General features: G+C 51.7%; 24 protein-coding genes. 12 read left to right on the forward strand and 12 right to left on the reverse strand.

Features of this window, described 5'->3' with window-relative positions; translation table 11 throughout:
• From Q4526_RS09110 to cspD, 6 genes are all read right to left on the reverse strand, one after another.
• On the reverse strand, positions 1–501 hold a 501-nt coding region (locus Q4526_RS09110), incomplete at its 3' end, for a lyase family protein (RefSeq protein WP_303609602.1).
• 134 nt (positions 502–635) lie between these two features.
• A complete protein-coding gene (gene hflD / locus Q4526_RS09115) occupies positions 636–1,268 on the reverse strand; it encodes a high frequency lysogenization protein HflD (RefSeq protein WP_215976757.1) in 633 nt (210 codons plus the stop codon).
• Positions 1,269–1,314: 46 nt separating this feature from the next.
• Positions 1,315–2,409 (reverse strand): tRNA 2-thiouridine(34) synthase MnmA, encoded by a 1,095-nt coding sequence (mnmA, locus tag Q4526_RS09120; RefSeq protein WP_215976758.1) that lies wholly within the window; start codon positions 2,407–2,409, stop codon positions 1,315–1,317.
• A gap of 38 nt (positions 2,410–2,447) precedes the next feature.
• Positions 2,448–2,894, reverse strand: a complete 447-nt coding sequence (locus Q4526_RS09125; protein WP_215976759.1) for an NUDIX hydrolase — start codon at positions 2,892–2,894, stop codon at positions 2,448–2,450.
• A 26-nt stretch (positions 2,895–2,920) separates the two neighbouring features.
• The gene (locus tag Q4526_RS09130) at positions 2,921–3,565 is read right to left on the reverse strand and encodes a pseudouridine synthase (protein ID WP_215976760.1); all 645 of its coding nucleotides are present in this window, start codon (positions 3,563–3,565) and stop codon (positions 2,921–2,923) included.
• A 74-nt stretch (positions 3,566–3,639) separates the two neighbouring features.
• Entirely contained in the window at positions 3,640–3,864 is a 225-nt protein-coding gene (gene cspD / locus Q4526_RS09135; RefSeq protein ID WP_215976761.1) for a cold shock domain-containing protein CspD, read from the reverse strand.
• Positions 3,865–4,128: 264 nt separating this feature from the next.
• Here cspD and clpS point away from each other — a divergent pair, with 264 nt between their 5' ends.
• Complete coding sequence (gene clpS / locus Q4526_RS09140; protein WP_215976762.1) at positions 4,129–4,518, forward strand: ATP-dependent Clp protease adapter ClpS; 390 nt, start codon at positions 4,129–4,131, stop codon at positions 4,516–4,518.
• A 57-nt stretch (positions 4,519–4,575) separates the two neighbouring features.
• On the forward strand, positions 4,576–6,858 hold the full coding sequence (gene clpA / locus Q4526_RS09145) for an ATP-dependent Clp protease ATP-binding subunit ClpA (protein ID WP_215976763.1): 2,283 nt from the start codon (positions 4,576–4,578) through the stop codon (positions 6,856–6,858).
• Positions 6,859–6,935: 77 nt separating this feature from the next.
• Here the strand turns inward: clpA and Q4526_RS09150 are convergent, their stop codons facing one another.
• From Q4526_RS09150 to trxB, 5 genes are all read right to left on the reverse strand, one after another.
• Complete coding sequence (locus tag Q4526_RS09150) at positions 6,936–7,334, reverse strand: globin domain-containing protein (protein ID WP_215976764.1); 399 nt, start codon at positions 7,332–7,334, stop codon at positions 6,936–6,938.
• A gap of 154 nt (positions 7,335–7,488) precedes the next feature.
• The gene (gene infA, locus Q4526_RS09155) at positions 7,489–7,707 is read right to left on the reverse strand and encodes a translation initiation factor IF-1 (protein ID WP_049722125.1); all 219 of its coding nucleotides are present in this window, start codon (positions 7,705–7,707) and stop codon (positions 7,489–7,491) included.
• Positions 7,708–7,854: 147 nt separating this feature from the next.
• Positions 7,855–8,562, reverse strand: coding sequence for an arginyltransferase (locus Q4526_RS09160; protein ID WP_215976765.1), 708 nt, complete (start codon positions 8,560–8,562; stop codon positions 7,855–7,857).
• Between the two features lie 140 nt (positions 8,563–8,702).
• Positions 8,703–9,413: a leucyl/phenylalanyl-tRNA--protein transferase gene (gene aat / locus Q4526_RS09165; RefSeq protein WP_215976766.1), complete on the reverse strand. Its 711-nt coding sequence runs from the start codon at positions 9,411–9,413 to the stop codon at positions 8,703–8,705.
• A gap of 73 nt (positions 9,414–9,486) precedes the next feature.
• Entirely contained in the window at positions 9,487–10,422 is a 936-nt protein-coding gene (gene trxB / locus Q4526_RS09170; protein ID WP_215976767.1) for a thioredoxin-disulfide reductase, read from the reverse strand.
• 319 nt (positions 10,423–10,741) lie between these two features.
• On the opposite strand from trxB, the gene Q4526_RS09175 reads away from it, so the two are divergent.
• The 10 genes from Q4526_RS09175 to Q4526_RS09220 all read left to right on the forward strand — a co-directional run bounded on the left by Q4526_RS09175 (position 10,742) and on the right by Q4526_RS09220 (position 22,247).
• Positions 10,742–13,081, forward strand: a complete 2,340-nt coding sequence (locus tag Q4526_RS09175; RefSeq protein ID WP_215976768.1) for a DNA translocase FtsK — start codon at positions 10,742–10,744, stop codon at positions 13,079–13,081.
• Between the two features lie 66 nt (positions 13,082–13,147).
• Positions 13,148–13,768: an outer membrane lipoprotein chaperone LolA gene (lolA, locus tag Q4526_RS09180; RefSeq protein ID WP_215976769.1), complete on the forward strand. Its 621-nt coding sequence runs from the start codon at positions 13,148–13,150 to the stop codon at positions 13,766–13,768.
• Between the two features lies 1 nt (position 13,769).
• On the forward strand, positions 13,770–15,110 hold the full coding sequence (locus Q4526_RS09185; protein ID WP_215976770.1) for a replication-associated recombination protein A: 1,341 nt from the start codon (positions 13,770–13,772) through the stop codon (positions 15,108–15,110).
• 2 nt (positions 15,111–15,112) lie between these two features.
• Positions 15,113–15,490 carry a fluoride efflux transporter CrcB gene (crcB, locus tag Q4526_RS09190; RefSeq protein ID WP_215976771.1) on the forward strand — a complete coding sequence of 126 codons (378 nt, stop codon included), beginning with the start codon at positions 15,113–15,115 and terminating at the stop codon, positions 15,488–15,490.
• Positions 15,491–15,534: 44 nt separating this feature from the next.
• Positions 15,535–16,815 carry a serine--tRNA ligase gene (serS, locus tag Q4526_RS09195; protein ID WP_215976772.1) on the forward strand — a complete coding sequence of 427 codons (1,281 nt, stop codon included), beginning with the start codon at positions 15,535–15,537 and terminating at the stop codon, positions 16,813–16,815.
• A 27-nt stretch (positions 16,816–16,842) separates the two neighbouring features.
• Complete coding sequence (cysG, locus tag Q4526_RS09200; RefSeq protein ID WP_215976773.1) at positions 16,843–18,228, forward strand: siroheme synthase CysG; 1,386 nt, start codon at positions 16,843–16,845, stop codon at positions 18,226–18,228.
• 90 nt (positions 18,229–18,318) lie between these two features.
• Positions 18,319–18,555, forward strand: a complete 237-nt coding sequence (locus Q4526_RS09205; protein WP_215976774.1) for a hypothetical protein — start codon at positions 18,319–18,321, stop codon at positions 18,553–18,555.
• A 57-nt stretch (positions 18,556–18,612) separates the two neighbouring features.
• Positions 18,613–19,992 carry a glutathione-disulfide reductase gene (gene gorA, locus Q4526_RS09210; protein WP_215976775.1) on the forward strand — a complete coding sequence of 460 codons (1,380 nt, stop codon included), beginning with the start codon at positions 18,613–18,615 and terminating at the stop codon, positions 19,990–19,992.
• A 112-nt stretch (positions 19,993–20,104) separates the two neighbouring features.
• Positions 20,105–20,551, forward strand: a complete 447-nt coding sequence (locus Q4526_RS09215; protein ID WP_215976776.1) for an excinuclease ATPase subunit — start codon at positions 20,105–20,107, stop codon at positions 20,549–20,551.
• A 499-nt stretch (positions 20,552–21,050) separates the two neighbouring features.
• Positions 21,051–22,247, forward strand: a complete 1,197-nt coding sequence (locus Q4526_RS09220; RefSeq protein ID WP_215976777.1) for an alginate export family protein — start codon at positions 21,051–21,053, stop codon at positions 22,245–22,247.
• A 92-nt stretch (positions 22,248–22,339) separates the two neighbouring features.
• Here Q4526_RS09220 and Q4526_RS09225 read toward each other — a convergent pair whose 3' ends face one another.
• Entirely contained in the window at positions 22,340–26,380 is a 4,041-nt protein-coding gene (locus tag Q4526_RS09225; RefSeq protein ID WP_215976778.1) for a hypothetical protein, read from the reverse strand.
• Positions 26,381–26,715: the final 335 nt, after the last annotated feature.

Genomic DNA, 26,715 nt, shown 5'->3' on the forward strand with positions numbered 1-26,715 from the left:
CGATAAGATTGGGTCGGCAGCGTAATCGTGTGAGAGCTTGGCGATAGCATCGGTGATGGTTTGAGCATCGCTCAGCAGTACAGTGCGGCCACGTTGCAGCATAAGGGCGTGAGAGAGGTTGTTAATGTCTTCACTGGTACAGGCAAAGTGTACAAACTCAAGCACCGCTTCAAGTTCGCTGTTGCCACTGAATTTTTCCTTGAGGAAATACTCTACTGCTTTCACATCGTGGTTGGTGGTGCGCTCAATGTTTTTTATGGCCAGGGCATCAGCTTCGCTGAATTGGCTGATCACTTCATCCAGTTGGCGATTGGTAGCGTCAGTGAAGACGGGTACTTCGACCACGCCCTCTAAACGGCTTAGCTGCTGCAGCCAGCGTACTTCGACTTCCACGCGGCAGTGGATAAGGCCGAATTCGCTAAAAATAGGGCGAAGAGATTCAGTTTTACTGCCGTAACGTCCGTCGATAGGAGAAACGGCGCTCAGAGAAGAAAGGTCCATGGGCGGTCTCGCAGGTTAAACAAGTTGCTATTGGGTTAGGCTGCCACTGACAGCCCCGTCAATTAGGGGCGCTATGATACCTTATCAGTGGCCATTTTTCAGGCATTATCGCGCGCGGCAGGCTTTGCGGACTGCTAGAGTGGGATTTGTTGCAGTAAGCGCTCGGCCTCGGCCAGTAATCGTTTGCGCTGCAGCAATATTTGCAGCCTGGAGCCACCCACCTGCCGCCACAACATGGCCGAGCGCACGGAAGCCAAGAGCAGTGCTCTAACCTGATTAGCCACGCGTTTTTGCTGTAAGTAGGTCGGCTCTCCGGCTACTTGAATCCGAAAGCGAAAACGACTGAGTGTATCGCTGTAGATATCGGCTAAATTGGCAATGACATTGTCATGAGTGCTGCCAAAGTGCCCGGCTTGATGTTTCGCGGTATCAATACGACTGGAAATCACTTGCAGCATATCTTTGCGTTTGCGCAGGCGACCTTGTAGGTGCAGTACTCCGGCGCTATAGCGTACGGTGTGGTTTTGCAATTGGCGGTTCGACTGTAAAAGATCGCGCCAGGTTTCTAGCCCTAAGCGCAAATTGGCCAGCTCGCCGTAGACGCTCAATGTGTCGGTCGGTGAGGTTTGGAACAGGCTATTAATACTGCAATGGTAGGCATCACTGGGAATAAAGCCGGTGCGTGCTAACTGATCCACAAGTGCAGTGGCCTGCAATGTTCCGGCTGCGGCCAGGGTGATGTCTTGCCATTTGTTCGATTGAGCCAAGGGTAATTCCTACATCAAGTAAATGGTGAAGCTTGCAGTTGAGGAGCTATTGATTGTCGGCAAATTCGATAACCGCACCGCCTAAGCAGATCTCGCCATCGTAAAAGACAACCGACTGGCCAGGGGTAACCGCTCGTTGTGGCTGGTCGAAAAGAACCTTCAAACCCTTATCGGTAATGGTCACTGTACAGGCTTGGTCGGCTTGCCGATAGCGAGTTTTGGCGGTGCAGCGAAAGGGGGTTTGTGGTGCGTCATGATTGATCCAGTGGGGTTGGGCGGCACTTAAATGGTTGGTGAAAAGCCGTGGGTTTTCTGTGCCTTGGGCGACTTTTAATATATTGCGGGTTAAATCTTTTTCTACCACAAACCACGGATCGTCGCTGGCGCCTTTCACGCCGCCAATGCCAAGCCCCTGACGCTGGCCAATTGTGTGGTACATCAAACCGCTGTGCTGGCCGATGACACGACCTGTGTCGTCTTCAATAGCCCCAGGCTGGGCGGGTAAGTACTGCTCTAAAAAATCTTTAAATCGACGCTCGCCAATAAAACAAATACCGGTGCTGTCTTTTTTGCTGTGGGTGATTAAACCGTGAGCCTCAGCAATGCTACGCACTTCGGGCTTGTCCAGTTCCCCGACTGGAAATAGAGTCTGGGCGAACTCGGCTTCACTGACAGCGTGCAGAAAATAGCTCTGATCTTTATTGTTGTCTAGGCCGCGCAATAGGTAGGTGTGTCCATCGCGCTCGGCGCGACGCACATAGTGGCCGGTGGCAATATATTGCGCTCCGAGCATCTGCGCGTACTCGAGAAAAACCTTAAATTTGATTTCACGGTTGCACAGAATATCTGGATTGGGCGTGCGCCCGGCTTTGTATTCGGCCAGGAAATGCTCAAAAACATTATCCCAGTATTCGGCGGCAAAATTGGCGGTGTGTAATTTAATGCCCAGGGTTTCACACACTTTTTGTGCGTCGGCTAAATCTTCTTTGGCCGTGCAGTAATCTGTGCCGTCGTCCTCCTCCCAGTTTTTCATAAACAGGCCTTCTACCTGATAACCTTGCTGTTGCAAGAGTAGGGCAGAAACGGAAGAGTCGACACCACCGGACATGCCGACAATGACTTTTTTGGGGGCTTGATTCATACAACGTGTGTCTTTGCTGAGCGAGATTGGGCGCTATTCTAACCTTGCCCGCCGGTTACCTCCAAGGGGAAACGGCGGCCACTTAAATAGTCTTCAATGACTTTTAGCACCATTGGGCTGCGCAATTGTGCCGCGCGGCTGCGAATTTGCTCTACGCTTAGCCATATGGGGCCAATGATCCCGGTATCCAAGGGGGCCTCTGCATTATGTTGAACGGCCCGAGCAATAAAAGTCGTGCGCACATAGGTGATTTGGTTGGCCGGTGCTTTGTAAAGATCAACGCCCACCACGCCGGTTACTTCTACCTCCCAGCCGGTTTCTTCCATAGTTTCACGCCCAGCCGCTTGTGCCAGTGTCTCACCGGCCTCAAGGTGCCCAGCCGGTTGATTGAGCCGCTCTTGGCCGTCGATCCACTCGCGTACCAGTAAAAACTGACCTTCTTGCTCGACGATGGTGGCGACAGTCACATGGGGTTGAAAGCTCATACGGGGTCCTGATGGGGTGAACGGGTTTATCGGGGGCGTTTGCCACCGGGTTTCGGCCCTTTAAAGGCGGGCCCCTTGCTGCCAGGTCGTTTTTTATTAATGGGTCGCTTAGCGGCGGGTGGCTGTGGGAGGTGAACGGTCTCCATATGCCACTGTCCACTGTCGAGATCACCCAGTTGCCACTGACCGATACTCACTCTTATCAATCGCAAGGTGGGTAGATTGACGGCGGCCGTCATGCGTCGAACTTGACGATTGCGGCCCTCCGTAATGGTAATGGCCAGCCAAGTGGTGGGGATGTGACGGCGCTCGCGCACCGGTGGGTGGCGAGGCCAAAGTGTGGGTGGTTCAATAGTCTGCACTTTGGCGGGGCGGGTGAGGCCATCTTTCAGTGTTACGCCTCGGCGCAATTGCTCTAAGGCTTCTGGGCCTGCGTCCCCTTCCACTTGCACCCAGTAGGTTTTGGGTAGTTTGTTACTCGGGTGAGTAATACGCTGTTGCAAAGCGCCGTCGTCGGTCAGTACCAGTAGGCCTTCGGAGTCGAGGTCCAGTCTACCCGCGGCATAGACATTGCTTTGAGTAACATAGTCCGCCAGAGTCGGACGCCCTTCGGGGTCGGTAAATTGGCACAAAACCCCATAGGGCTTATTGAAAAGCACTAATTTGGCCATAGATATAGGTAAGTTGGAGTGAAAACGCGGCCAGTGTAGCTTAGTTAGCCGCGTTTTGGCGAACCGTTCGGCCGTTAGGTGTGGGGCGTTGCTGGTTCTGGTAGAGTGATATTGACAGCATGTAAGCCCTTATCACCTTTAGAAATGTCAAAACTTACGGCTTGGCCAGCTTTCAAGGTTTTGTAACCGTCCATACTGATGGCGGAATAATGGGCGAATAAATCTTCGTTTCCTTCATCCGGGAGGATGAACCCGTAGCCTTTGGCATTGTTGAACCATTTGACAGTACCGGTAGGCATATTATTAATCCTTCTTATTATAGGCGCGCTACTCTTAGGTTACGCACGATTATTATTAGTACTTGCCCTCACAAATGCCACAGCGATTGCAGTGCGTCAATAGAGTGACGGTCAAGTTGAGTGGCGAAAAAACGACCACCGGGTGACTTTTTATCTGACAGGAGAGGTCTTGTCAAGCCGTAGGAGTTCGTGATGCCCGAGGGGAATGGGTTACAATGCTTAAACCTACAATTTGCAGAAAAGAATCGGTTCTTGTGTACGACTATGGGAAAGTTTGAAAACTATCGACTAACATTAAATCAGGTGAGTGGTCACAGTGACGGTGACGACGACTATAACCATGAGGGTGGGGCGGCAGTGCAAGAGGCTCCGCCGGAGCTTAAAAAGCCCGCCAAGTATCAAGTGGTTATGCACAATGATGATTACACGCCAATGGAGTTTGTGGTTTATGCGTTGGAAACATTTTTCAGCATGAACCGAGAGCAGGCCACACAGGTAATGCTCACCGTGCACACTAAGGGCAAGGCGGTTTGCGGCACTTACACCCGTGATATCGCCGAAACCAAAGCCGCTCAGGTTAACCAGTGTGCCAAAGATAACGAGCATCCATTGTTGTGTGAGATCGAAGCAGTAGAAGGGGACGAAGACAATTAAGGTGTCATTCGGTATTTATATAACCGGTGAATTGGGCTCCCTAGAGAGGTACCGTAGATGTTAAGTAAAGACCTTGAAGTAACCTTAAATATGGCTTTTAAGGGCGCGCGAAGCAAACGGCACGAGTTTATGACCGTTGAGCACTTGCTGTTGGCTCTGATTGACAATGAGTCGGCTGCCGGTGTGTTGCGTGCCTGTGGGGCAGACCTTGTGGTTCTAAGGCGCGAGCTGATCGAATTTGTCGATTCCACAACCCCATTACTGCCTGAAAACGATGATGAGCGTGAAACGCAGCCCACCTTAGGTTTTCAACGTGTGCTCCAGCGTGCAGTCTTTCATGTGCAGTCCTCTGGTAAGCAAGAGGTCACCGGCGCCAATGTTTTGGTAGCGATCTTTAGCGAGCAAGAGAGCCAAGCGGTGTACTACTTAAAACAGCAGAGTATTGCCCGCATCGATGTGGTCAATTACATCACGCACGGTATTCAAAAGGTGGCCGGAAACGAGCACGGCGCCGAAGAGGGTTCGCAAGAACAAACCGATGACGAGTCGCTAGGGGTAGAGCAGCCCTCGCAAAGCCCATTGGAAAACTATGCGACCAACCTTAATGAGCTTGCCGCCAACGGCAAAATTGACCCACTGATTGGCCGCAGCTTCGAGTTGGAGCGAGTCGCGCAGATATTAACCCGCCGTCGCAAAAACAACCCGCTGCTGGTAGGTGAGTCCGGTGTGGGTAAAACGGCCATCGCAGAGGGTTTGGCCAAGCGGATTGTCGACGGTGAGGTACCCGAGGCATTGGCCGCCAGTGTGGTTTACTCTTTGGATATGGGCGCACTATTGGCTGGCACCAAATACCGCGGCGATTTTGAAAAACGATTTAAAGGCCTGTTGCACGAGCTGAAAAAACAGGACGACTCAATTCTGTTTATCGATGAAATTCACACCATTATTGGTGCTGGTGCCGCTTCTGGGGGCGTAATGGATGCCTCTAATTTACTTAAGCCACTGTTGAGTTCTGGTCAGCTACGCTGCATGGGTTCTACCACTTATCAGGAATACCGCGGTATTTTTGAAAAAGATCGCGCCCTATCGCGTCGCTTCCAAAAAGTTGATGTGGATGAGCCCACGGTCGATGAGACTTATCAAATTCTTAAAGGTCTGAAAAAGCATTTCGAAGAGCACCACGGCCTGCGCTTTACCGATCCGGCGTTAAAAGCCGCTGCCGAAATGGCCGAACGCTATATTAATGATCGGTTTTTACCCGATAAAGCCATTGACGTTATCGACGAGGCCGGAGCTTATCAACAGTTGCAACCACCGAGTAAACGGAAAAAAACGGTGGGCGTCACCGACGTGGAAGCCGTTGTGGCAAAAATTGCCCGTATTCCACCGAAAAGTGTATCGGCTAACGACCTAGAGCAGCTGCGCAAGTTGGAAGACAATCTTAAGTTGACTGTGTTTGGTCAAAATGAAGCGATTGAAACACTGGCAACAGCGATTAAACTGGCTCGGGCAGGTTTGCGCACGGGTGATCAGCCTATCGGCTCCTTCCTCTTTGCGGGTCCCACTGGTGTGGGGAAAACCGAGGTGAGTAAACAATTGTCCCGCAGTTTAGGGGTCGAGTTGCAGCGCTTCGATATGTCGGAATATATGGAGCGACACACCGTGTCTCGCTTAATAGGTGCGCCTCCGGGGTATGTCGGCTTTGACCAAGGTGGTTTGCTCACCGATGCGGTGACAAAAAACCCACACTGTGTGGTGCTGTTGGATGAAATTGAGAAAGCTCACCCGGACGTCTTTAATTTATTACTGCAGGTAATGGATCACGGTACCCTAACGGATAACAATGGTCGCAAAGCAGATTTTCGCAATGTGATTTTGATTATGACCACTAATGCGGGTGCTGAAGACGCTAGTCGAGCTTCGATTGGCTTCACCAAGCAAGATCACTCCACCGACGCCATGGAAGCACTGAAGCGGATGTTTACCCCAGAGTTTCGCAATCGCTTGGATGCCGTTGTACAGTTTGGTTCGCTGCCACTGAGTGTAGTGGAAACGGTTGTAGACAAATTCTTGACCGAGCTGCAATCCCAACTGGACGACAAAAAAGTGACTCTCGAAGTTTCTGAGCGAGCGCGTAAATGGTTGGCGGTTAACGGCTATGACGAGAAAATGGGTGCAAGACCTATGGCGCGATTGATTCAGGAGAAGGTGAAAAAGCCATTGGCCGAGGCGGTACTGTTTGGCGACTTAGCCAACGGCGGTGTGGTTGAGGTGGATGTGGATGAAGCGCGCGATGAGTTGGCGCTTGGCTACGAAACTAAAGAGCTTGAGCCCGCTTAGTATTTAACCGTGCCCCTGCATAAAAAAACCGGCATTGGCCGGTTTTTTTATGTGGTTCTTTAAGTTGTGCGTTTAACTTAATAGGCGTCGCGAATAATATTAATGCCTGGCGTAAGAGCTGCTTGCCAACTGCGCTCTATGCTCGGTGAAAACTGCGGGTCAAATTGTGCAAGCGTCTCTAGCAGAGCATCAAACCACAAAGAATACCAGCGTGGTTGAATATCGTACCCAGTGCGAGAGTGACTCTGCCCCAGAGATTGTAACTTGGTAGAGGGCATGCCTCGGGCGTGGAGTACTAGCTGCATGATGCCGTTGCGCAATAAGTGCCGTTGAGCTGACATGTCGGTATCGCGAAATAGCTGGCGAATTTCATCGGACTTGCTCATAAATCGATCATAAAATTCAACGAAAAATGCATCGTTATTACAGCACCGTCCATAGCTTTGGAAAACAATATCCGAATCGAGTTGCCCCATAACTGTCGCCTTCTATAGTGTCTGTAGGATAAGTGGCGGCACTTTACTCCAATACAGTCAGTCGGTATTTGATATTGGTCAATCAACGCATACGAAAAAGCCCCAATAAAGGGGCTTTAGCGGGCGTTTAAGTGTAAAACGCTTGCGGCTGAGATTAGCGCGCGCGGTAGGTGATACGACCTTTGCTTAAGTCGTAAGGTGTCATCTCCACCTTAACTTTATCGCCGGTAAGAATACGGATGTAGTTCTTGCGCATTTTGCCGGAAATGTGGGCGGTGACCACGTGACCATTTTCCAGCTTAACGCGGAAAGTGGTGTTGGGGAGTGTATCGATCACTTCGCCTTCAAATTCAATATTGTCTTCTTTCGCCATTCGGCAGAGTCCTCTACTTGGCTGTGCTTCTGCGGGTGTTGTCTAAAACGGCGTGAATTGTGCCTGAAAAGACCCCATTAGCCAAGCCTGAGCGGCCAAATATTGGGCAAAAGACGTTAAATAGGCAAAGTTTACGTCATAAAAAGCTTAATTTAGCCGAACCCAGCGTTTATTAACCAATAATTCCAGTGGTCGATACTGAGTTTTGTAGTTCATCTTCGGGCATTCTTTAATCCAATAGCCCAAATAGACATAGGGCAAAGACAGCTCTTGAGCCTTGGCAATTTGTTGCAAAATAACGAAAGCACCGAGGCTGCGCTTTTCTAATTCAGGGTCAAAAAAAGTATAGACTGCGGATAAACCATCCAGAAGGCGGTCGCACACGGCAAGTCCCGCCAGCTTATCGCCCAATCGGTACTCAATATACTGGGTGCTGCCCCACTCGGAGCTTAAAAAGGCCTTGTACTGTTCGCGGGTTGGCGGATACATATCACCATCGCGATGACGGGTATTGATATATTGTTCATAGAGCTGATAGTGCTCATCGGTGTCGATGTTGTCTATCCAGCTGACGTTCAAATCGCTGTTGCGCTTTAAGCAGCGCCGTTGATTGCGATTAGGGCGAAACAGCCGAACCGGAATACGGCAAGAGAGGCAAGCCTGACACTGGGCGCAGTGGGGGCGATAAAGGTGTGAGCCACTGCGACGAAACCCCAATTGAGAGAGTTCGGTGTAAAGCGCTGAGTCGACATCGGCAGCCGGGTCGATAAAGACCGTGGTGGCTTCTTCGCCGTCCAGGTAGCTGCACGGGTGAGGGGCCGTGGCAAAGAGTTTTAGTGTCGATAGGTCGCTCATGGCTAGTTCATCCAATACGGCTAATAATGTAATGTCTGTTCAGCGGCCGTTTGTGTCTGCAGTATGAGCCGCTGAATGGCTGCTATCTGCCCCTAACTCTAGAGTATTTACACGCTTTTGTCTGCCTGCTAGGTCTAGTGTTATTGCGGAATGAGTAGTGGGGTCTGGTTGCGCCAGTGCGAGGCGCTGGTAGCGCCAATGTGGCGGTTTAACTGCTCGGCAAATGCTTCGCGTGGGATTTCGTCTGCCCCCAGTGAGGCGAGGTGTGAGCTGTGCACCTGACAATCAATTAACTCAAAGCCCCAGTCATTAAGGTTGTAGGCCAAGGTGGCGAAGGCCACTTTGGAGGCATCGCTGACCCGGCTGAACATGGATTCGCCAAAAAACACCTTCCCCAGTGCCACTCCGTAAAGCCCGCCCACCAGTTGCTCTTCCAAGTACACTTCAATCGAGTGGGCGACTCCCAGGCGGTGCAGTTCTATATACGCTTCTCGCATCTCACCTGTGATCCATGTGCCGGGCTGGCCGTTGCGCGGCTCAGCACAGGCATCAATGACCTCGGCAAAGGCGCGGTCAGCCGTGACGCTAAACAGCTGTTTTCGCAAGGTTTTGCGCAATGATCGCGACAAGTGGATAGCGCTTGGCGTGACCACCGTGCGCGGGTTAGGGCTCCACCACAGAATGGGCTGATCTTCTTCATACCAAGGGAAAATGCCCTGAGCATAAGCGTTCACCAATCGGGTGGGGCTGAGGTCGCCGCCGGCGGCCAGCAGACCATCGGGCTCGTTTAGTGCCTGATCGAGCGCGGGAAAAACAGATGGGTTGGGGCCGAGCCAGGGAAGTTGAATCATTGAGACCTTTTTAGTTACAACAAAAAAACGGGCCGAAGCCCGCTTTCATTGTAACTTATCGTACAGTGGGGCGTTAATCGTCGAGAAACTTCTCGGCGTCCAGAGCGGCCATACAGCCAAAGCCGGCTGAGGTAATCGCCTGACGGTAGATGTGGTCAGAGACATCACCGGCGGCGTATACGCCCTCTACGCTGGTGCAGGTGGCATTGCCATCTAAACCGCTTTTGATTTTGATGTAGCCGTCTTTCATATCCAGCTGACCGGCAAAAATATCGGTATTGGGTTTGTGGCCAATGGCAATAAATACCCCGGCAACGTCGATTTCTTTCTGGGTATTGGCATCCAGGTCGTTCAGGCGCAAGCCGTTAACACCACTGTCGTCCCCCAAAACTTCCTCTAGAGTGTGATTCCAGAGAATCTTAATATTGTCTTTGGCGAACAACTTATCTTGAAGAATTTTCTCTGAGCGCAGGCTGTCGCGGCGGTGAATTAGGGTCACTTCACTGGCGATATTGGACAGGTAAAGCGCCTCTTCAACCGCGGTATTGCCACCGCCGATGACGGCCACTTTCTGGTCGCGGTAGAAAAAGCCATCACAGGTAGCACAGGCGCTAACACCACGACCCATAAACGCTTCCTCGGAGGGAAGTCCCAAGTATTGTGCCGAAGCGCCGGTGGCAATAATCAACGCATCGCAGGTGTAGGTTTCAGTACCTTTTAAGGTGAAAGGGCGCTTGGATAAGTCGGTTTCGTTGATATGATCAAAAATGATTTCAGTGTCGAAACGCTCTGCGTGCTGCTGCATTTGCACCATCAAATCGGGGCCCTGCAAATCGGCCACACCACCCGGCCAGTTTTCTACCTCAGTGGTGGTGGTGAGCTGGCCGCCTTGCTGCATACCGGTAATAACCACTGGTTTTAAATTGGCGCGAGCCGCGTAAATAGCCGCGGTGTAACCGGCGGGGCCGGAGCCCAGAATAATTAAGCGGTGGTGCTTAGCGTCGCTCATTTGCAGTATCCTTGTTCAAAGTGTTTGATCGGTGAGGGCGGTATCTAGCGGTTGTCATTGGTGTAGAACAGCCCCTAAAGTGGCGACAATCATAAGGGAATCAAACTCATCAGGCAAAATTGTAGTCTTTAATGCGTTAGATTGGTAAATACTATAGCGCCGATCCTGCATTATTAGAGATGCTTGTGTCCACAGTTTACGTATTGGGGCGTCACAGCCCGCTGGCAATGATTTACAATGGGCTAGTTTAGAGTATTAAGCCCCAGGGCAGAATGAAATAATTAGAATACAGAACAACGATAATTGGAGTAGGAAACGTTTGAGTAAAGCCAGTGCCAAGCAGGCAAAGAACAACAGCCCAGAGACCAACAACCTAACCGGGCGCATTCTTCGCGAAGGCGCATTAATCGGCTTGGTGTGCGCTTGTGTCTTAATGCTGATTACCCTGGTGACCTACGATACCGGCGACCCAGGGTGGTCGCGCACCGGGGAAAATCTTCATGTGCAAAATGCCGGTGGCCCAGCTGGGGCTTGGTTTGCCGATGTTTGCTTTACCCTGTTCGGGTATCTGGCCTTTTTGTTTCCGTTAATGCTGGGTTACCGCGCTTGGTTGGTTTTTCGCGATCGCTCCCATCCTCCGCAGTTTGACCCGGTTTTAATCGGCCTGCGCACGGTTGGCTTAGTGTTGGTGATGGTGGCCGGCACTGGGCTGGCGGTACTGCATGTGGGCGGAAATGGTGGCGCTTTGCCCTTCTCCGATGGCGGTTATTTAGGCTTGTCCGTGGCCGAAGCGGTGGCAGGAGCATTCAGTCACACCGGTGGCACCTTATTGCTGTTTGCGGTGTTCTTTTTTGGGGTCACTATTTTTACCGACTTATCTTGGTTGGGGCTGATGGATCGCATCGGTCTTTGGGTGCTTACCGGCAGTCGCAAGTTGGCTGAAAAGTGGACTCATTGGCGTCAGCACCGTGCGGAGCAATACGAGGCCAATAAGCAACAGCGCGAACGCAAAGCGGCCATTGTGACTCGTAAAAAAGAAGAGGCTAAGCGCGTCCCCCCCAAGATTACCGAGCCTGCACGCAAACCGGCACCGGTCAAACGTCCACCACCGGCCAAACAGGCTTCACTGTTTGAAAAAACCGATGCACCCGTGGGGGAAATGCCCGCCATTGAGCTGCTCGATCCGGCCGACAAGCACAGCGACAAAGCTTTCTCAAAAGAGTCGCTAGAGGCTATGTCGAAGTTATTGGAGCTTAAGCTCAAAGATTTCGGTATTGAAATTGAAGTCACATCGGTGCAACCAGGGCCTGTGGTGACTCGCTTTGAAATTAAGCCCGCTCCTGGTGTGAAGGCCAGCCGCATTACCAATCTCGCCAAAGATTTAGCCCGCTCGCTGGCGGTTATTAGTGTGCGTGTGGTGGAGGTGATTCCCGGTAAATCGGTAATGGGTATTGAGATCCCCAACGAACACCGCGAAATGGTAAGACTCAGTGAGGTGATCGCCTCCGAGCCTTACGATCGCTCCAAGTCGCGCCTGACCATGGCGCTTGGCCACAATATAGCCGGCGAGCCGGTCATTGCCGATTTGGCCAAAATGCCTCACCTGTTGGTGGCCGGTACCACCGGTTCGGGTAAGTCGGTAGGGGTTAACGTTATGTTGCTCTCGCTGCTGTACAAATCTTCCCCCAAGGATGTGCGCCTTATTTTGGTGGATCCGAAAATGTTGGAGCTGTCGGTTTACGAGGGAATTCCTCACTTGCTGACCCCAGTGATCACCGATATGAACGACGCCTCTAACGGTCTGCGTTGGTGTGTGGGCGAAATGGAGCGGCGCTATAAGTTGATGGCGGCTATGGGCGTACGCAACCTGGCGGGCTTTAACCGCAAAGTCAGTGAGGCAGAAAAAGCCGGTACGCCAATCGCTGATCCTTTGTTTAAGCCCGATGAGAATTTTGAAGCGGGCAGCGCCGAAGCCACGCCCCCTAACTTAGAAACACTGCCGGCTATTGTGGTGGTGATCGACGAATTCGCCGACATGATGATGATAGTCGGCAAAAAAGTGGAACAATTAATCGCCCGTATTGCCCAAAAAGCACGGGCGGCAGGAATTCACTTAATTTTGGCCACCCAAAGGCCGTCGGTGGATGTGATTACCGGTTTGATTAAAGCCAACGTGCCCACCCGTATGGCCTTTCAGGTGTCCAGTAAAATTGACTCGCGAACGATTCTGGATCAGGGCGGGGCAGAGCAACTCTTGGGCCACGGTGACATGCTCTATTTACCGCCCGGCACCAGTGTGCCCGAGCGGGTGCACGGCGCCTTTGTGGACGACCACGAGGTGCATAATGTGGTATCGGATTGGAAAAAACGCGGCCAGCCGAATTATCTCGAGGAAGTCGTGGACGACAGCACCAACAGTATTCCGGTGCCGGGCTTACCTGGCGGTGAAGAGGGCAGTAACGATGAAGGCGATGCCCTCTACGATGAAGCCGTCGCTTTTGTGATTGACTCGCGCAAAGCCTCTATCTCGGGCGTCCAGCGCAAATTGCGCATTGGTTATAACCGTGCGGCACGCCTGATTGAAACCATGGAGGCCGCCGGAGTGGTATCGGGGGCCGGACACAACGGCAATCGTGAAGTATTAGCCCCCAAAGGTTAACGGGCATTGGTTGTGCTTGTGGCCGCCCAGACTTAACTGGGCAACCGCTTGAAAATTGAGGAAGTTATGTCAAATATTCGATTGTGTGTCACCTTTGTAGCCGCGTTTTTGTTGGCTGTTAATGTTCAGGTGCGGGCCGCGACAGATGTCGAGGTTTTGGTGGGTAAATTAGCCCAAATTACCAGCATGAGTGGTCAGTTTGAGCAGGTGCTGTTGGATGAAACCGGTGAGACGATTGAGTCCAGTCGGGGTCAGTTTGTATTGCAAAAGCCCGGTCGTTTTTACTGGCTGACTACCGAGCCGTTTGAGCAAGAGTTAATCAGTGATGGCGAAACCATCTGGCTCTACGATCCAGATTTATTTCAAGTCACTGTGCGCGAGGTGAGCGAAGCCATGGACAAATCACCGGCTCACTTACTCAGCGCGAATGCCGCCACTTTGTCAAAAACCTATCAAGTTGAGCGTCAGAGCCAAAATGAATTCACCCTGACACCGAAAGAGCCGCAGGCTCTGTTCGATACCCTGGTCATCGGTTTTGACGATAATAGCGTGGGTCTTATCCGACTCAATGATGCCTTGGGTCAAAGCACCGTGATTACGCTTGCGGATACGCAACTGAATCAACCGGTTGACGCGTCACAGTTTCAATTTGTCGTGCCGCAAGATGTCGATGTGTTAGTCGATTAATATGAACGATTTGTTTGCCCAAGAGGGGCCAGCACAACCCTTAGCGGCGCGAATGCGACCGCGCACGCTCGATGAATACATTGGCCAGGAGCATATACTCGGTAGGGGCAAACCCCTGCGCGAAGCGGTGGACAAAGGCCAGCTGCATTCGATGATTTTGTGGGGACCACCGGGTGTGGGGAAAACCTCCTTGGCCAAGCTGTTTGCCGAGCGAGCCGATGCGCGCTTTGAAACCATCTCCGCGGTATTGGCCGGGGTAAAAGATATTCGGCGCGCGGTTGAATTGGCCCAGCAAGAGCGGCAAATGCGCGGCCGTCAAACCATTTTGTTTGTCGATGAGGTGCACCGGTTTAACAAATCGCAGCAAGATGCTTTTTTACCCTATGTGGAAGACGGCACCTTTATTTTTATCGGCGCCACCACCGAGAATCCCTCCTTTGAGCTCAACAACGCGCTCTTGTCCCGTTGCCGGGTCTATGTGTTGCGCTCTTTGCCCCAAGAGTCACTGCTGCGAGTAATTGAACAGGCAATTGCCGATGAGCGCGGCTTTGCGGCCGATATAGAGGTGGACACCGAAACCCGCGAGCGTTTAGCGGCCGCCGCCGATGGCGATGCCCGCCGGGCACTCAACCTGCTGCAGGTGGCGGCGGATTTGGCTCGGGATGAGAACGGCCGCAATATTGTTGATGGCCAAGTGTTGGCCGAAGTGGTGGGGGGGGATGTACGCCGCTTCGACAAAGGCGGCGATCTTTTTTACGAGCAAATCTCCGCTATGCACAAAGCCGTGCGCGGCTCCTCACCGGACGGCGCTCTGTACTGGATGGCGCGTATGCTTGATGGTGGCTGTGACCCGCTGTATATCGCAAGACGGGTAGTGCGTATGGCCAGTGAAGACATTGGCAATGCCGACCCGCGCGGTCTATCGCTGGCACTGGCGGCTTGGGATACCCAGGAGCGGCTCGGCAGCCCGGAAGGTGAACTGGCCATCGCCCAGGCGATTAGTTACCTCGCCTGCGCGCCGAAAAGCAACGCGGTGTATAATGCGTTTAATCAAGTCATGGCCGATGTACGCAGTGACCCGGCTTACGATGTTCCCATGCATTTGCGCAATGCCCCGACGGCACTGATGAAAGATATGGCTTACGGTCAAGAATACCGCTACGCCCATACCGAGCCGGGTGCCTATGCCGCCGGCGAGGTTTATCTGCCAGAGGAAATAGCCTCGCGCCGCTACTATCAGCCCACCGATCGCGGGTTGGAAGGTAAAATCAGCGATAAGCTGGAGTATTTGCGTCAGTTGGATGACAGCAGCCCAATAAGGCGCTACTTACACGAGGATTAACCATGCAGTGGTTGTTTATTGGTTGTGGCGGGGCGCTGGGCGCTATGTTGCGGTTTTATATTACCGCGCAGTTATTTCCCGTGACTGGTAATAAATTTCCGCTGGGCACCTTAACAGTCAACCTGCTCGGTTGCGCGCTGGTCGCTGTTTGCTATGTGGCCATTGTGGAAAAAGGCCTTTTACCCCCTTATTGGCGGCACTTGGCCATCGGCGGCTTTTTAGGCGCGCTGACCACTTTTTCTACGTTTTCGCTCGACGCTTTATTGTTGTGGCAGAACGGTTTACACATGGTGGCCGTGCTCTATGTTCTGGCCAATGTGCTCGGATGCCTGCTGGTGGTAACCGGTTCGTGGTATTTGGCCAACTTTATGTTATCTTAACCGCCCTAAAAATTACCTTCCAACCGTTAACAACAGTCAATCTTATGCTAGATCCAAAACTGATTCGCGCCAACCTTGATGAAGTGGCTCAGGGGCTTGCCAAACGCGGCTTCGAGCTCAATGTCAATCTATTGCGTTCGCTGGAACGGGAGCGCAAAGAAATTCAGGTTAAAACCGAGAACTTACAATCCGAGCGCAACAGCCGTTCGAAAAATATCGGCAAAGCCAAAGCTGCCGGTGAAGATATCGCACCACTGCTTAAAGAAGTGGATCAGCTCAAGCAAGATCTAGCCAGTGCTGAGACTGAACTGCACGAGGTGCAGAATAAGTTGGATGAGTATTTATCCACCGTGCCTAATATTCCCGCTACCGAGGTGCCAGAGGGCGCCAGTGAAGACGACAATGTCGAGGTGCGTCGCTGGGGCACGCCGCGCCAGTTCGACTTCGAGGTGAAAGACCACGTTGATCTCGGCGCCAGTATCGATGGTCTTGACTTCGACACTGCCAGCAAAATTACCGGCGCTCGCTTTGCTGTGATGCGCGGTGGTATTGCTAAATTGCATCGCGCGTTAATACAGCTAATGCTCGACACTCATGAAAATGAGCACGGCTACGAAGAAGTGAACGTACCCTACATCGTTAACGCCGAGTCATTGTACGGCACAGGCCAACTGCCCAAATTCGAAGAAGATCTATTTAAGCTCAATGACGAGCGCGGTTTTTATCTAATTCCTACCGCCGAGGTGCCGGTTACCAATCTGCTGCGCGATACCTTGCTGGATAAGGGCGCCGAGCTGCCGTTAAAGTTTGTCGCGCACACACCATGCTTTCGCTCAGAGGCGGGCAGCCACGGGCGCGACACCCGCGGCATGATTCGTCAGCATCAGTTTGAAAAAGTCGAGTTGGTACAATTTGTTCGCCCCGAAGATTCCGATGCCGCACTGGAAACGCTTACCGGCCACGCTGAAGCTATTTTGCAAAAGTTGGGCCTGCCATATCGCACCGTCATTTTATGTGGTGGCGATATTGGTTTCTCGGCGGCTAAAACGTACGACATTGAAGTCTGGGTTCCCTCGCAAGACAAATACCGCGAGATTTCATCTTGCTCGAGTTTCCGCGACTTTCAGGCACGCCGCTTAAAAGCACGCTACCGCGATCCGGAAACCGGAAAACCTGCCTTGTTGCACACTTTAAACGGCTCTGGTTTAGCCATTGGCCGCACCTTGTTGGCGGTCATGGAAAATTATCAGCAGGCCGATGGCAGCATACTGGTACCCGAAGCGCTACAGCCTTATATGGCCGGTGCCACTCGTATTCAAGCCTAAGTGTAAGTTAGCGTAAGGAGTTAAGTGGTGGAGTATTTCCCTTTCTTTATGCATCTGCGCGGTCGCCCCGTGCTACTGGTGGGAGGGGGGGATATTGCCATCCGCAAGGCTCGTTTGCTGAACAAAGCGGGCGCGCGGTTACAGGTGGTCAGCCGCGAGGTTGCCCCTGAGCTCGAAGCTATAGTGCGTGACGGCGGCGGCAGTATCCGAGTGGGGGAGTTTACCCCCGATGACCTCAACGCCGTGGTGTTAGTGCTGGCCGCCACCGATAATGCCGAAGTTAACCGCAACATTTCCGAGCACGCTCAAGCCCGTCAATTACCTGTTAACGTTGTAGATAGCCCCGAGCTATGCACCGTGATTACCCCCGCTATTGTCGATCGTTCGCCACTGATGATTGCCATCTCCAGCGGGGGTGAGGCACCGGTATTGGCGCGCCGGGTACGCGCCCAGCTAGAACAGTGGCTGCCCACCAGTTACGGACGTTTAGCCGGTCTTGCCAGTCGTTTCCGTCAGGCGGTAAAAGATAAATTTAGCGATGGCGATCAGCGCCGGCGCTTTTGGGAACAAGTGCTTAGCGGCCCAATCGCTGAACAGGTCTACGCCGGTAAAGACGAGCAAGCCGATCGTATGCTGCGCGAGCAATTGGCGCAGCAAAATGACACGGTCGGCGGCGAGGTGTATTTAGTCGGCGGCGGGCCAGGGGATCCCGAGCTGCTCACCTTAAAAGCCTTGCGTTTAATGCAGCAGGCCGAAGTGGTTCTGTACGATCGCTTGGTCTCCGATGAGGTGATGGAGTTAGTGCGGCGCGATGCCGATCGCATCTACGTGGGTAAAAAACGCAGTGAACACGCCGTGCCTCAGCCCGATATCAATCAGCTATTGGTAGACTTGGCTCAGCAGGGTAAGCGAGTGCTGCGTCTAAAAGGCGGCGATCCCTTTATTTTTGGTCGCGGCGGTGAAGAAATAGAGCTTTTGGCCGCCAACCACATTCCCTTTCAAGTTGTGCCGGGTATTACCGCGGCCTCTGGCTGTGCCGCTTATGCGGGTATACCGTTAACCCACCGCGATCACGCACAATCCGTGCGTTTTATTACCGGCCATCTAAAAAACAATAACCCAAATTTAAGCTGGCCCGAGCTGGCACAACCGGGGCAAACTTTGGTGTTTTATATGGGCTTGTTGGGTCTAAAAGAAATTGCCCAGCAGCTTATGCACAATGGCCGATCGGCCTCTACCCCAGTAGCGCTGATTGAAAAAGGCACCACAGATGAACAACGTGTGATCGTCGCTACTTTAGACACCATCAATGCCAAAGTGGAAGATTTGGGTGCCAATGGGCCAACACTGATTATCGTTGGCGAAGTGGTCTCTTTACGCGAACAGTTAGATTGGTTTGGCACAAACCGCTAAAATTGTGAATTAAAACGCGTTTTTGGATAAAATACATACAGTTTTTGATATTTGGCCGATAGCCATCATACTCAACTGATAAGTGTATTTATGGTTTACTTAGGACCCATTACAAGATTATCCCCGCTAACCAAGCCCAAGCCTGCCACCGGCTATGAGCCCGATAAAGACTTGCTAATTGATAAGCGCTTGCCCGATTCTAGCCCCCCCAAGCTAGAGCGGCGACGGGGTGATCGGCGCAAAAAACAAAGAACATCTGTTCTCGATTCGCGCGCCGGTCAGGATCGACGTCGTGAAAATGCGCCTAATATTGATCTCGAAGTGTAACAGCCGTACTCTTAAGCACTCTAATGAGTGAATTCACCTCTTTGTTGGACAGATCAAATGGGCACTACAATAGCGACAGAAACCTATGATTTATTAGTAATCGGCGCAGGTTCCGGCGGTGTTCGCGCCAGCCGGGTGGCCGCGAGTTTGGGCGCAAAAGTGGCCGTGATTGAAGAGCGAGCACTAGGGGGCACCTGTGTTAATGTCGGTTGTATTCCCAAAAAGTTATTCGTATACGCCAGCCAATTTAACGAGCAGTTTGAGCGCGGTAAGGCTTACGGGTGGCAAGCGAATGATATTCACTTTAACTGGCCAATCTTGCGCGATAACACACAGCAGGAAATCCAACGGTTAAACGGTGTTTACGGTCGAATCCTGGACAATGCCGGCGTCACCTTACTGCGCGGTCACGCCCGGCTTTTGGGTGATGGCCAGGTACAGGTAGAAGATACCGTTTATCGGGCTAAGCGTATTATTTTGGCCGTTGGTGGCTGGCCGTTTATCCCCGATCTTCCCGGTCGCGAACACGCAATTACCTCAAATGAGATTTTTACTCTGCCAGAGCTGCCAGAGCGAGTTGTAGTCGTCGGCGGCGGCTATATCGCCTGTGAATTTGCCGGCTTTCTTAATGGCTTGGGGGTAGATACACACCTTATCTATCGCGGCGATTTAATACTGCGCGGCTTTGACGATGACATTCGTCAGTTAATGCTCGAACAAATGCGCCATAAAGGCGTGCAGGTTCATTTGCAAACGGATATCGATGCCATAGAGAAAACCTCGACCGGGCAGCTGAATTTGGCGTTAAATAATGACAGCGAGATGCAAGCCGGTGCGGTGATCTACGCCACAGGTCGCAAGCCATTACTGGATAACCTAGGGTTAGAAAATACCCAGGCCACCACAAGTAAAAGTGGTGCCCTTACCGTCGGGGATGACTATCAAACCGCAGAGCCCAATCTCTACGCCATCGGTGATGCTATAGACCGGCTGGCTCTGACGCCTGTGGCTCTGGCAGAGGGTATGGACTTAGCACATCGATTATACGGGAAAACCGGCCAAGGCCCGGGAGCTGTCGATTACCCACTGGTGCCCACTGCTGTGTTTACCCAACCCAACATTGCCACCGTGGGTTTAACCGAGAATCAGGCCCAACAAAACAGCGTAGAGTACGATGTTTATCGAGCAAGCTTTACACCATTACCTCTGACCCTGTCACAGAGTTCTGAGAAAGTTATGGTAAAATTATTGGTCGAGCGAGCGAGTGATAAAGTCATAGGCTGCCATATGGTGGGGGCTGAGGCTGGTGAAATCATTCAAGGCCTAGCAGTGGCCATGACGGCTGGGGCCACCAAGGCTGATTTTGACCGCACCATAGGTATCCACCCAACAGTAGCGGAAGAGTTTGTGACCCTGCGCGAGCCGGTTACCAAGTAGGGGGTATCTCTTGACCCCGTGGGCACTAAGGTAAACAAACAATTCGTAGCGTCATAAAGTTTTGGTATATTTAAGTTTTCGAAGACTAACGACAATAGAAAGGAGTTCAATAATGGCTATTCGATTGAATAAAACACTGTCTTTAATCGCAGCGGCGGCACTGACTTTCGGTGCGGTAAATGCCCAGGCGCGCGATGAAGGCCTAATGTTGCCGATTCAGGATGTCTTGACTGAATACACAGACAAGCTCGATAGCGATATTAAGTTGTATTTTGGCGAGCAAGCTTACCCCGCACCCAGTAAAAAATTGGGCAGCTTCACCAGTAACAAAAAAACCAAGGCCGTTTTTAAGTCTGATGAGGAAGCGTGTTCTTGGGCTATGCTATCGGCGTTGATTGCACTGCAAGAGCGGGCTGTGCGTGAAGGTGGTAATGCTGTGGTTGATATCGTTAGCTACTACAAGAAAAACGAAATGAGCAGCGAAACTCAGTACGAGTGTCATGCCGGTAAAATCATGGCCGGTGTTGCCATGCGTGGACGAGTAGTCACCATAGACTAACCAACCACTGACGACTAGTTTATCTCAATTTGCTCTAGAAGAAAGGCGCTCTATCGCAGAGCGCCTTTTTTTTTGCCTCATGATATCGGTCAAAAATCCCACTTGCACACTCTGAGTGCGCCTCTAATTTTATGCACTGCCACAAATGCTCGTCTCTGGTGCGAGCGTTGCGCCTTCGTCTGGGGCAAATATCTAAATGTGTGGGCAAAACAGTGCATGGGCGGGACTAAATGTAAACCCAAGCCACTGTCTGTTTTTTAAGTTCTAGGTTTTTTTCTACAGTTCTAAGTTGTTGAAAAATAATAATAATAAAGTTTTTTGTGCAATGTTAAAGCTGGCTGGCATATGCCTTGCTCTACCCCTTGCGCCGATGTGGGTGACACAAAAAAACAGAAATCCAGCGCACAGTAAAAGCTCACAGATAAGTTTCAAAAACTTAGAACCAAAATAGCGCGGCGGGAAGAAAACAAAACCTAAACAACGAGCTAGGAGATAGGCAATGAAAAAGCAATTGGTTTTGGCCTTGGGGGCCGCAGGATTAATGAGCGCGTTTGCAGCACAAGCACAAGAGGCTGCCAGTATTAAAGAAGCACTGACACAGGGAGATGTGAAGTTAAATTTTCGTCTGCGTTATGAGGATGTCAATTGGGATGGACTGACCGACTCGGATGCATTAACACTACGTACCCGATTAAGCTTCACCTCGCAAAGCTACCAAGGCTTTGGCTTAACGCTGGAGATGGACGATGTCCAAGAGCTGCTGGATGCCGATTATCGCACCGCTGGCAATGATGCCCTAAACCCAGGTACGGCGATTATTGCCGACCCCGCAGGTACAGAAGTTAACCAAACCTTTCTATCTTATCAGGCTCCCGCTAAAACCACGATTAAATATGGCCGTCAGCGAATACTGTTGGATAATCAGCGGTTTATTGGCGGCGTAGGCTGGCGTCAAAACGAGCAGACTTACGATGCCTTCTCTCTCAGTAATAAAGCACTTGAAGACGGCACCTTTTTCTATGCCTATGTGCACAATGTTAATCGCATTTTTGGTGAAGATAACCCCATTGGGGATCACAAACACGAAGCACATTTAATCAATTTTAATTACGCCGGCTGGGATGCTGGCAAGCTGTCGCTTTATGCCTATTTGTTGGATAACGAAACCGCTGCGGCCTTGTCAAGCGACAGTGTTGGGGTGCGATGGGCAGGTAAGGCGGGTGAGTCTGTAGGCTACACACTGGAATACGCCATCCAGTCAGATGCTGGCGATAATCCTGTTTCTTATGATGCCAATTATCTTTTGGCAGAAGCTTCAGTAAAATTCAGTGGCGTTAGCATAAAAGGCGGCTACGAAGTCCTCGGCTCAGACGATGGCGTGGTTGCATTCAGTACACCATTGGCAACCTTGCACAAATTTCAGGGTTGGACGGATCGGTTCTTAGGCACGCCAGCGGCGGGGGTTGAAGATCTTTATGTGGGTGTGTCCGGCGCCCTGGGTGGGGTGAAGTTAGCAGCTACCTACCACGATTTAAGCGCGGAGTATGGCAGTACCGATTATGGTCAGGAGATCGACATCTCTGCAGCGAAAAAAATCGGACCCGTAACACTGCTGGTTAAGTACGCCGATTATCAAGCCGATGATTTTGGTTCGAACACGCAAAAGCTGTGGGTTATGCTAAACGCGACCTTTTAAGTCATTATTGTAGTCGTGTATTAACGCAACACAGACAAATATATATTTTTCAGTCTGTCAAAAAATGGCCCCAATATTATGGGGCCATTTTTTTATTTGTCTTCCGGTAAATCTAACTCCAGGCTTGTTTTGTCCTGTGAAGCACTTGGCGCTACTGGCGCCTTGGCGGGTGGGCTTTGTGAGTGCCAAATGCCGCCATTGCTAAGCTGTTGCCAACCCCAACGTAACCAGCCGGTTAGGGCAAAGGCGAGCCATAAAGACCACAGTAGCATAACCAAACGATAAGCCCACAGTGGCAAGCTGATAATGGTAACCTGGGGTGTGCTGCCCGCACCCTGATCAATAAACCAGTGCAGTAGATGGTTACTTGAGCCATTGCCCTGAACCAACATTTGCGGTTGCGCCAAAAGCCCGTAGGGAATAGTGACCAGTAACAACAATAACGAAACAACACTAAAAATAATTAAAAACACCTGCATAACATTAAAGTTATTACCCAAGCTTGCGCAGGCTGTGCGTCCGCGCACCGTTAAAGCAATAAAGCAGGCGGCAATGATTAACAGTAGCAAGGCGTTCATGGTGACGATGCCCAGGCTTAGCAGTATCCATTCCCACGTACGCAGTGGCGTCAATTTGGTTTTGGCCAAAGCGATAGCCAGTAACAACACCACCGCCACTATGCTCCACAATAAAACAGCCGGCCCAATTTGTGGCCCGGAAACCCACAGCACCCACCGATCACTGGGCAAGGTTATTGAAATCTCGGCGTTGGCAAAGGGGTAATCGAGCCGAATCGGTTTTGGTTTGGTCAGTAGCGATAATTCACTGGGGCTTTGCCATTGCAGCTCAACGTTTTGGGTGTCGGCGCTTACCGGTATCGCAAGCTTGCCACTTTGCTGCGCGCTGGGTTGTTCACGCCCGTTAACATGAAGTCGGGTCAGCTCGGCACCGCTGGGTAATTGAAATTCAAATTTACCCGCTTGATAGGTTTGCACACTCACATTCAATGTGTTGGTTTGCAGCCCTTTGCCCAGCGTTTGCCCCAGAGTTAATTCACTCAATGCCAGTGTGGCCCCTTCAACTGGGGTGGGGCGCGATACCTCTAACGTTAAGTTGTCGCCGGGGCGGGGCAACCATTTTACTTGATCACCCTGTAAAAGCTTAGTTGCTTCGGAGGTGGTCTTAACGTGCCACTTAGGCGCTGCACTTAATTGCCACACTTCATAGCGTTGACTGTTAGCATCCGCGGCGGTAAGTTCTAAGCTTGTGTTTGGCTCCAAGCGAGAGCGCCACTCAACGCTGCGCTGGGTGGGGGCTAGTTGTACCGGCATAGCGCCATCAATCAGCTCACTATCGCTCAGGGGTTGTTCGCCTGGTAGCAGAGGAACTGAAGCGTTAATGCCTCCCTGGCTAGGCGCCATACGGTAGACGCGAGTGTGTACCATCCAATCGTGTTCAAGCTGAATGTGACGTTCTACCCGAATAAACGGAGCAATGTCGTTGGGTTGCAGCTCTACCTGATCATTGGTTTGTGTTTGCACTGGGTTCAGTTGCAGATGGCGACCAGGTTTTTGGCTGAGGTTGACGCTCCAGCCGTCCAGCTCGGTAGTGACATTATGTACCACCGTGGAAAAATTTAAATCCAAGGTTTGGCGTGATGGCACCTGACCGGAAAGCACCACTTGGTGGCGCCCTTTGGGAACTGCGAGCATAAACCCAAGGTCGGCACGCTGTAGGGTGGCGGCTTTGTTATTCAGTGTCACCTGCTGCGGCCAGTTATAACCTAGCTCGGGTAGACTGAGAGTCGTTAAGGCTTGTGCGCTGACTTCCAGTTGAACGGTAACCTGTTGATCGTGCGCCTGTACCAGCGTTGAATTAATGACAGCGCAACTTGGATGGCAGTCGGGCGTTGCAAACAAACGTTCACGCAAGTCATCAAGCAGCTCATTATCAATCACCACACTCGCCTCTGGGGCGGGTGTCCAGCCGCTGCCAACAATCAAAGCCAGTACTGCAGCTACACTAGAGCGGGGCAGTTGGGGGAGGCTAGGCCTGGGGCTTTTAAGCCACAACAACCACGCTAACAACAACGGCGAAAGCAGAGCCAGTAGGTGACCGAGTTTATCCAGTATAGGCGGTACCATCAGTAAGGTCAGTGTTTGGGTATGGGTCACCGGACCGGTCCAGTTTAAGCGGGCGGAATTCCACTGCCATTTCATTCGCGGTGGTCCAGCCTGCACTTGTTGTTGTGCATCGTACTCGGTGCTGAGTATTTCTTTTTGTGGCGCGGGGGCCTCGGCGTATCGAATGCTGCTCAGTATGTTGCTGCTTTGATCAACGACTTTCTCTTCTAGCGTTCGAGCTACAACGCTCACTTTATCGGCCGATTGAGCCTTTTCTGCGTGTGGTGCTTGCAGGGTATTGATTTGCGAGTGTTCGAGTTGTGGATAAGCCACCATTCGGGCTTGATTAATGGCAAAGGGCAGCATAATAACCGCAAAGAGTGCAAAGCTTGCCAGTGTGTAATAACTCAAGCGCTGGTGCCATTTGTCTTTAACGTGCTGAGCCAAAGCAATGCAAATGGCAAAGTTAAGCCAAATAATCAGCGGTGCTCCCTGGCGTTGATACGTTAACACAACCACAAACAGCGCCAACGCAGCGGCGCGCCATCCACCCACGCGTTTAACCGCAACCGCAATGATTAAAATTAAAAAGATATCCCACAGGTTAAAGCGATCTATCCATACGCCGCTTACATTGTCGGCGCCCGAAGTGGCTAAAATAGACCAGCCCGGTGGTAAAAATAGTTGGCTGGAGACGGACTCAAAACTTTCATCCCAACCGCTAACGGGAATACTGCTCTGTCTTGGCATACGGCCTACGGCTGATAGGTTGACCGATTGCTGACGTACCTCTACCCCGAGCTGATCGTTTAGTTGCGATACCACTAAGGGCTGATTGGGGGTTGAGGCACTGCCTAGTTGATAGGCCTCCACCACATTAAGGCGGGCGTTGGGGCCCAGCTCACCGGTTAACGTATCTTCAATGGTAAAACCTGCACCATTAAAATCGAGCCAAAGTTTTTTATTAAGCGTTAACTTGTTCTTGCGCTCGCCGCTGATACGGGATATTTCCTCGAGCGTTGCCGGGTGTTCATGGTTTAACAGGTAGGCGGGATGATTGACCCATTGGGCGGGGACTTGCGCTTGGGCTGGGTCCACCGTGGGTGCGCCACTGATGTTGGCATTGCGATACTGAGTGTCTGCGGCAAAGCTCCAGATTTCCTGTTCGGGCCAAAGCGCTTCATTTATATTGGCCGATAGCGGCGGTAAGTTCTGCAGGCTGTAGGCTTGAATATCGATGTGCCAGCGGCCGGGTTTAACCAGAGCGGTAAGCGTATTGTCGGCATTAATTCGCGCGGCCAAATTGCTTTGCACCGACTGCGCTTTAAAATGTTGGGGGAGTACTTGTTCGAGCTGTATTTCTCTTGAGGTGCCACTGACGTCAAGGTGAATGCGTGTGGTGAGTGCCATGGGTATGCCGTCTTGCAGTAAGCGGTAAACGCGTACATTTACATCGTCAGCTTCACTGTCGGCTATCTCTTGAACCTGACCCTGTAGCCTGAGCGTATCGCGGTCTACCTCTATTCGAGGTACGACTTGTTGATGGCGGGTAAGGCTCAGCAGCCCAGTTTGGCGGGGTATGCTTAACAGCTTGGGTAGAGCCCCCCATTCAAACCGCCCGTTTATGGTGTGGTTGCCCGCATCGAGCACAACCGCGGGGGCATTGTTGTAGCGAAATAGATTAAGGCTGGTTCCGGTTTGGTCGGTGACAGCCAGAGGCCAATGATTGTCATCCCCCGGTAAAATAACCTGAGTGCGACGGTACAGATCAACCTCAAGAGTAAATTTACCGCCGCTATCATTGACGTTTAATTGCAGTGACTTGGGCCAGACACAATGGTGTGCGCTGTTCGAGGCCAAAACACAGGCCGCATCAGGGCGCTCGGCCCGTATCCAATCGGCCCATTCGGCCAGCGGCTTAGGCGTAGCGGAGGGGTCGTAGGCAGCGTGGCCAGGAAGGGTAGATAACAGCAGCGCTGTAGCTACGAGAAAGAGGATGATTTTTTTCATACGAGTGCTTCCCGTCACCAATTGATTATGCGCGATACCTTAGCACAAGGCGGTTATTGCGGGAATTAAAAGATGTTACACAAGAGCACAGGTTCTACTTTTGGAAACAAGGTCGTTCATGGCAAAAAACGCTCGGTAATCGGCTGGCCTCAGGGGACAAAAGCGGGCCATCGGCGCGGGTTTTAGTGGGCGGTCGTGTTTATTGTGACGTCGTAATAATCTAGGTTAAGCGCTTCGCATCGGGCAAGGAGCTGCCAGTGTATGTAGTTGTTCTTTGTGACCGAAAAACACCTTGCCAGCTTTAAAGCCGATCTCTGTCGGAGATAGATTGTCGC

It is taken from the genome of Gilvimarinus sp. 2_MG-2023 (assembly GCF_030547685.1).
Taxonomy (GTDB): domain Bacteria; phylum Pseudomonadota; class Gammaproteobacteria; order Pseudomonadales; family Cellvibrionaceae; genus Gilvimarinus.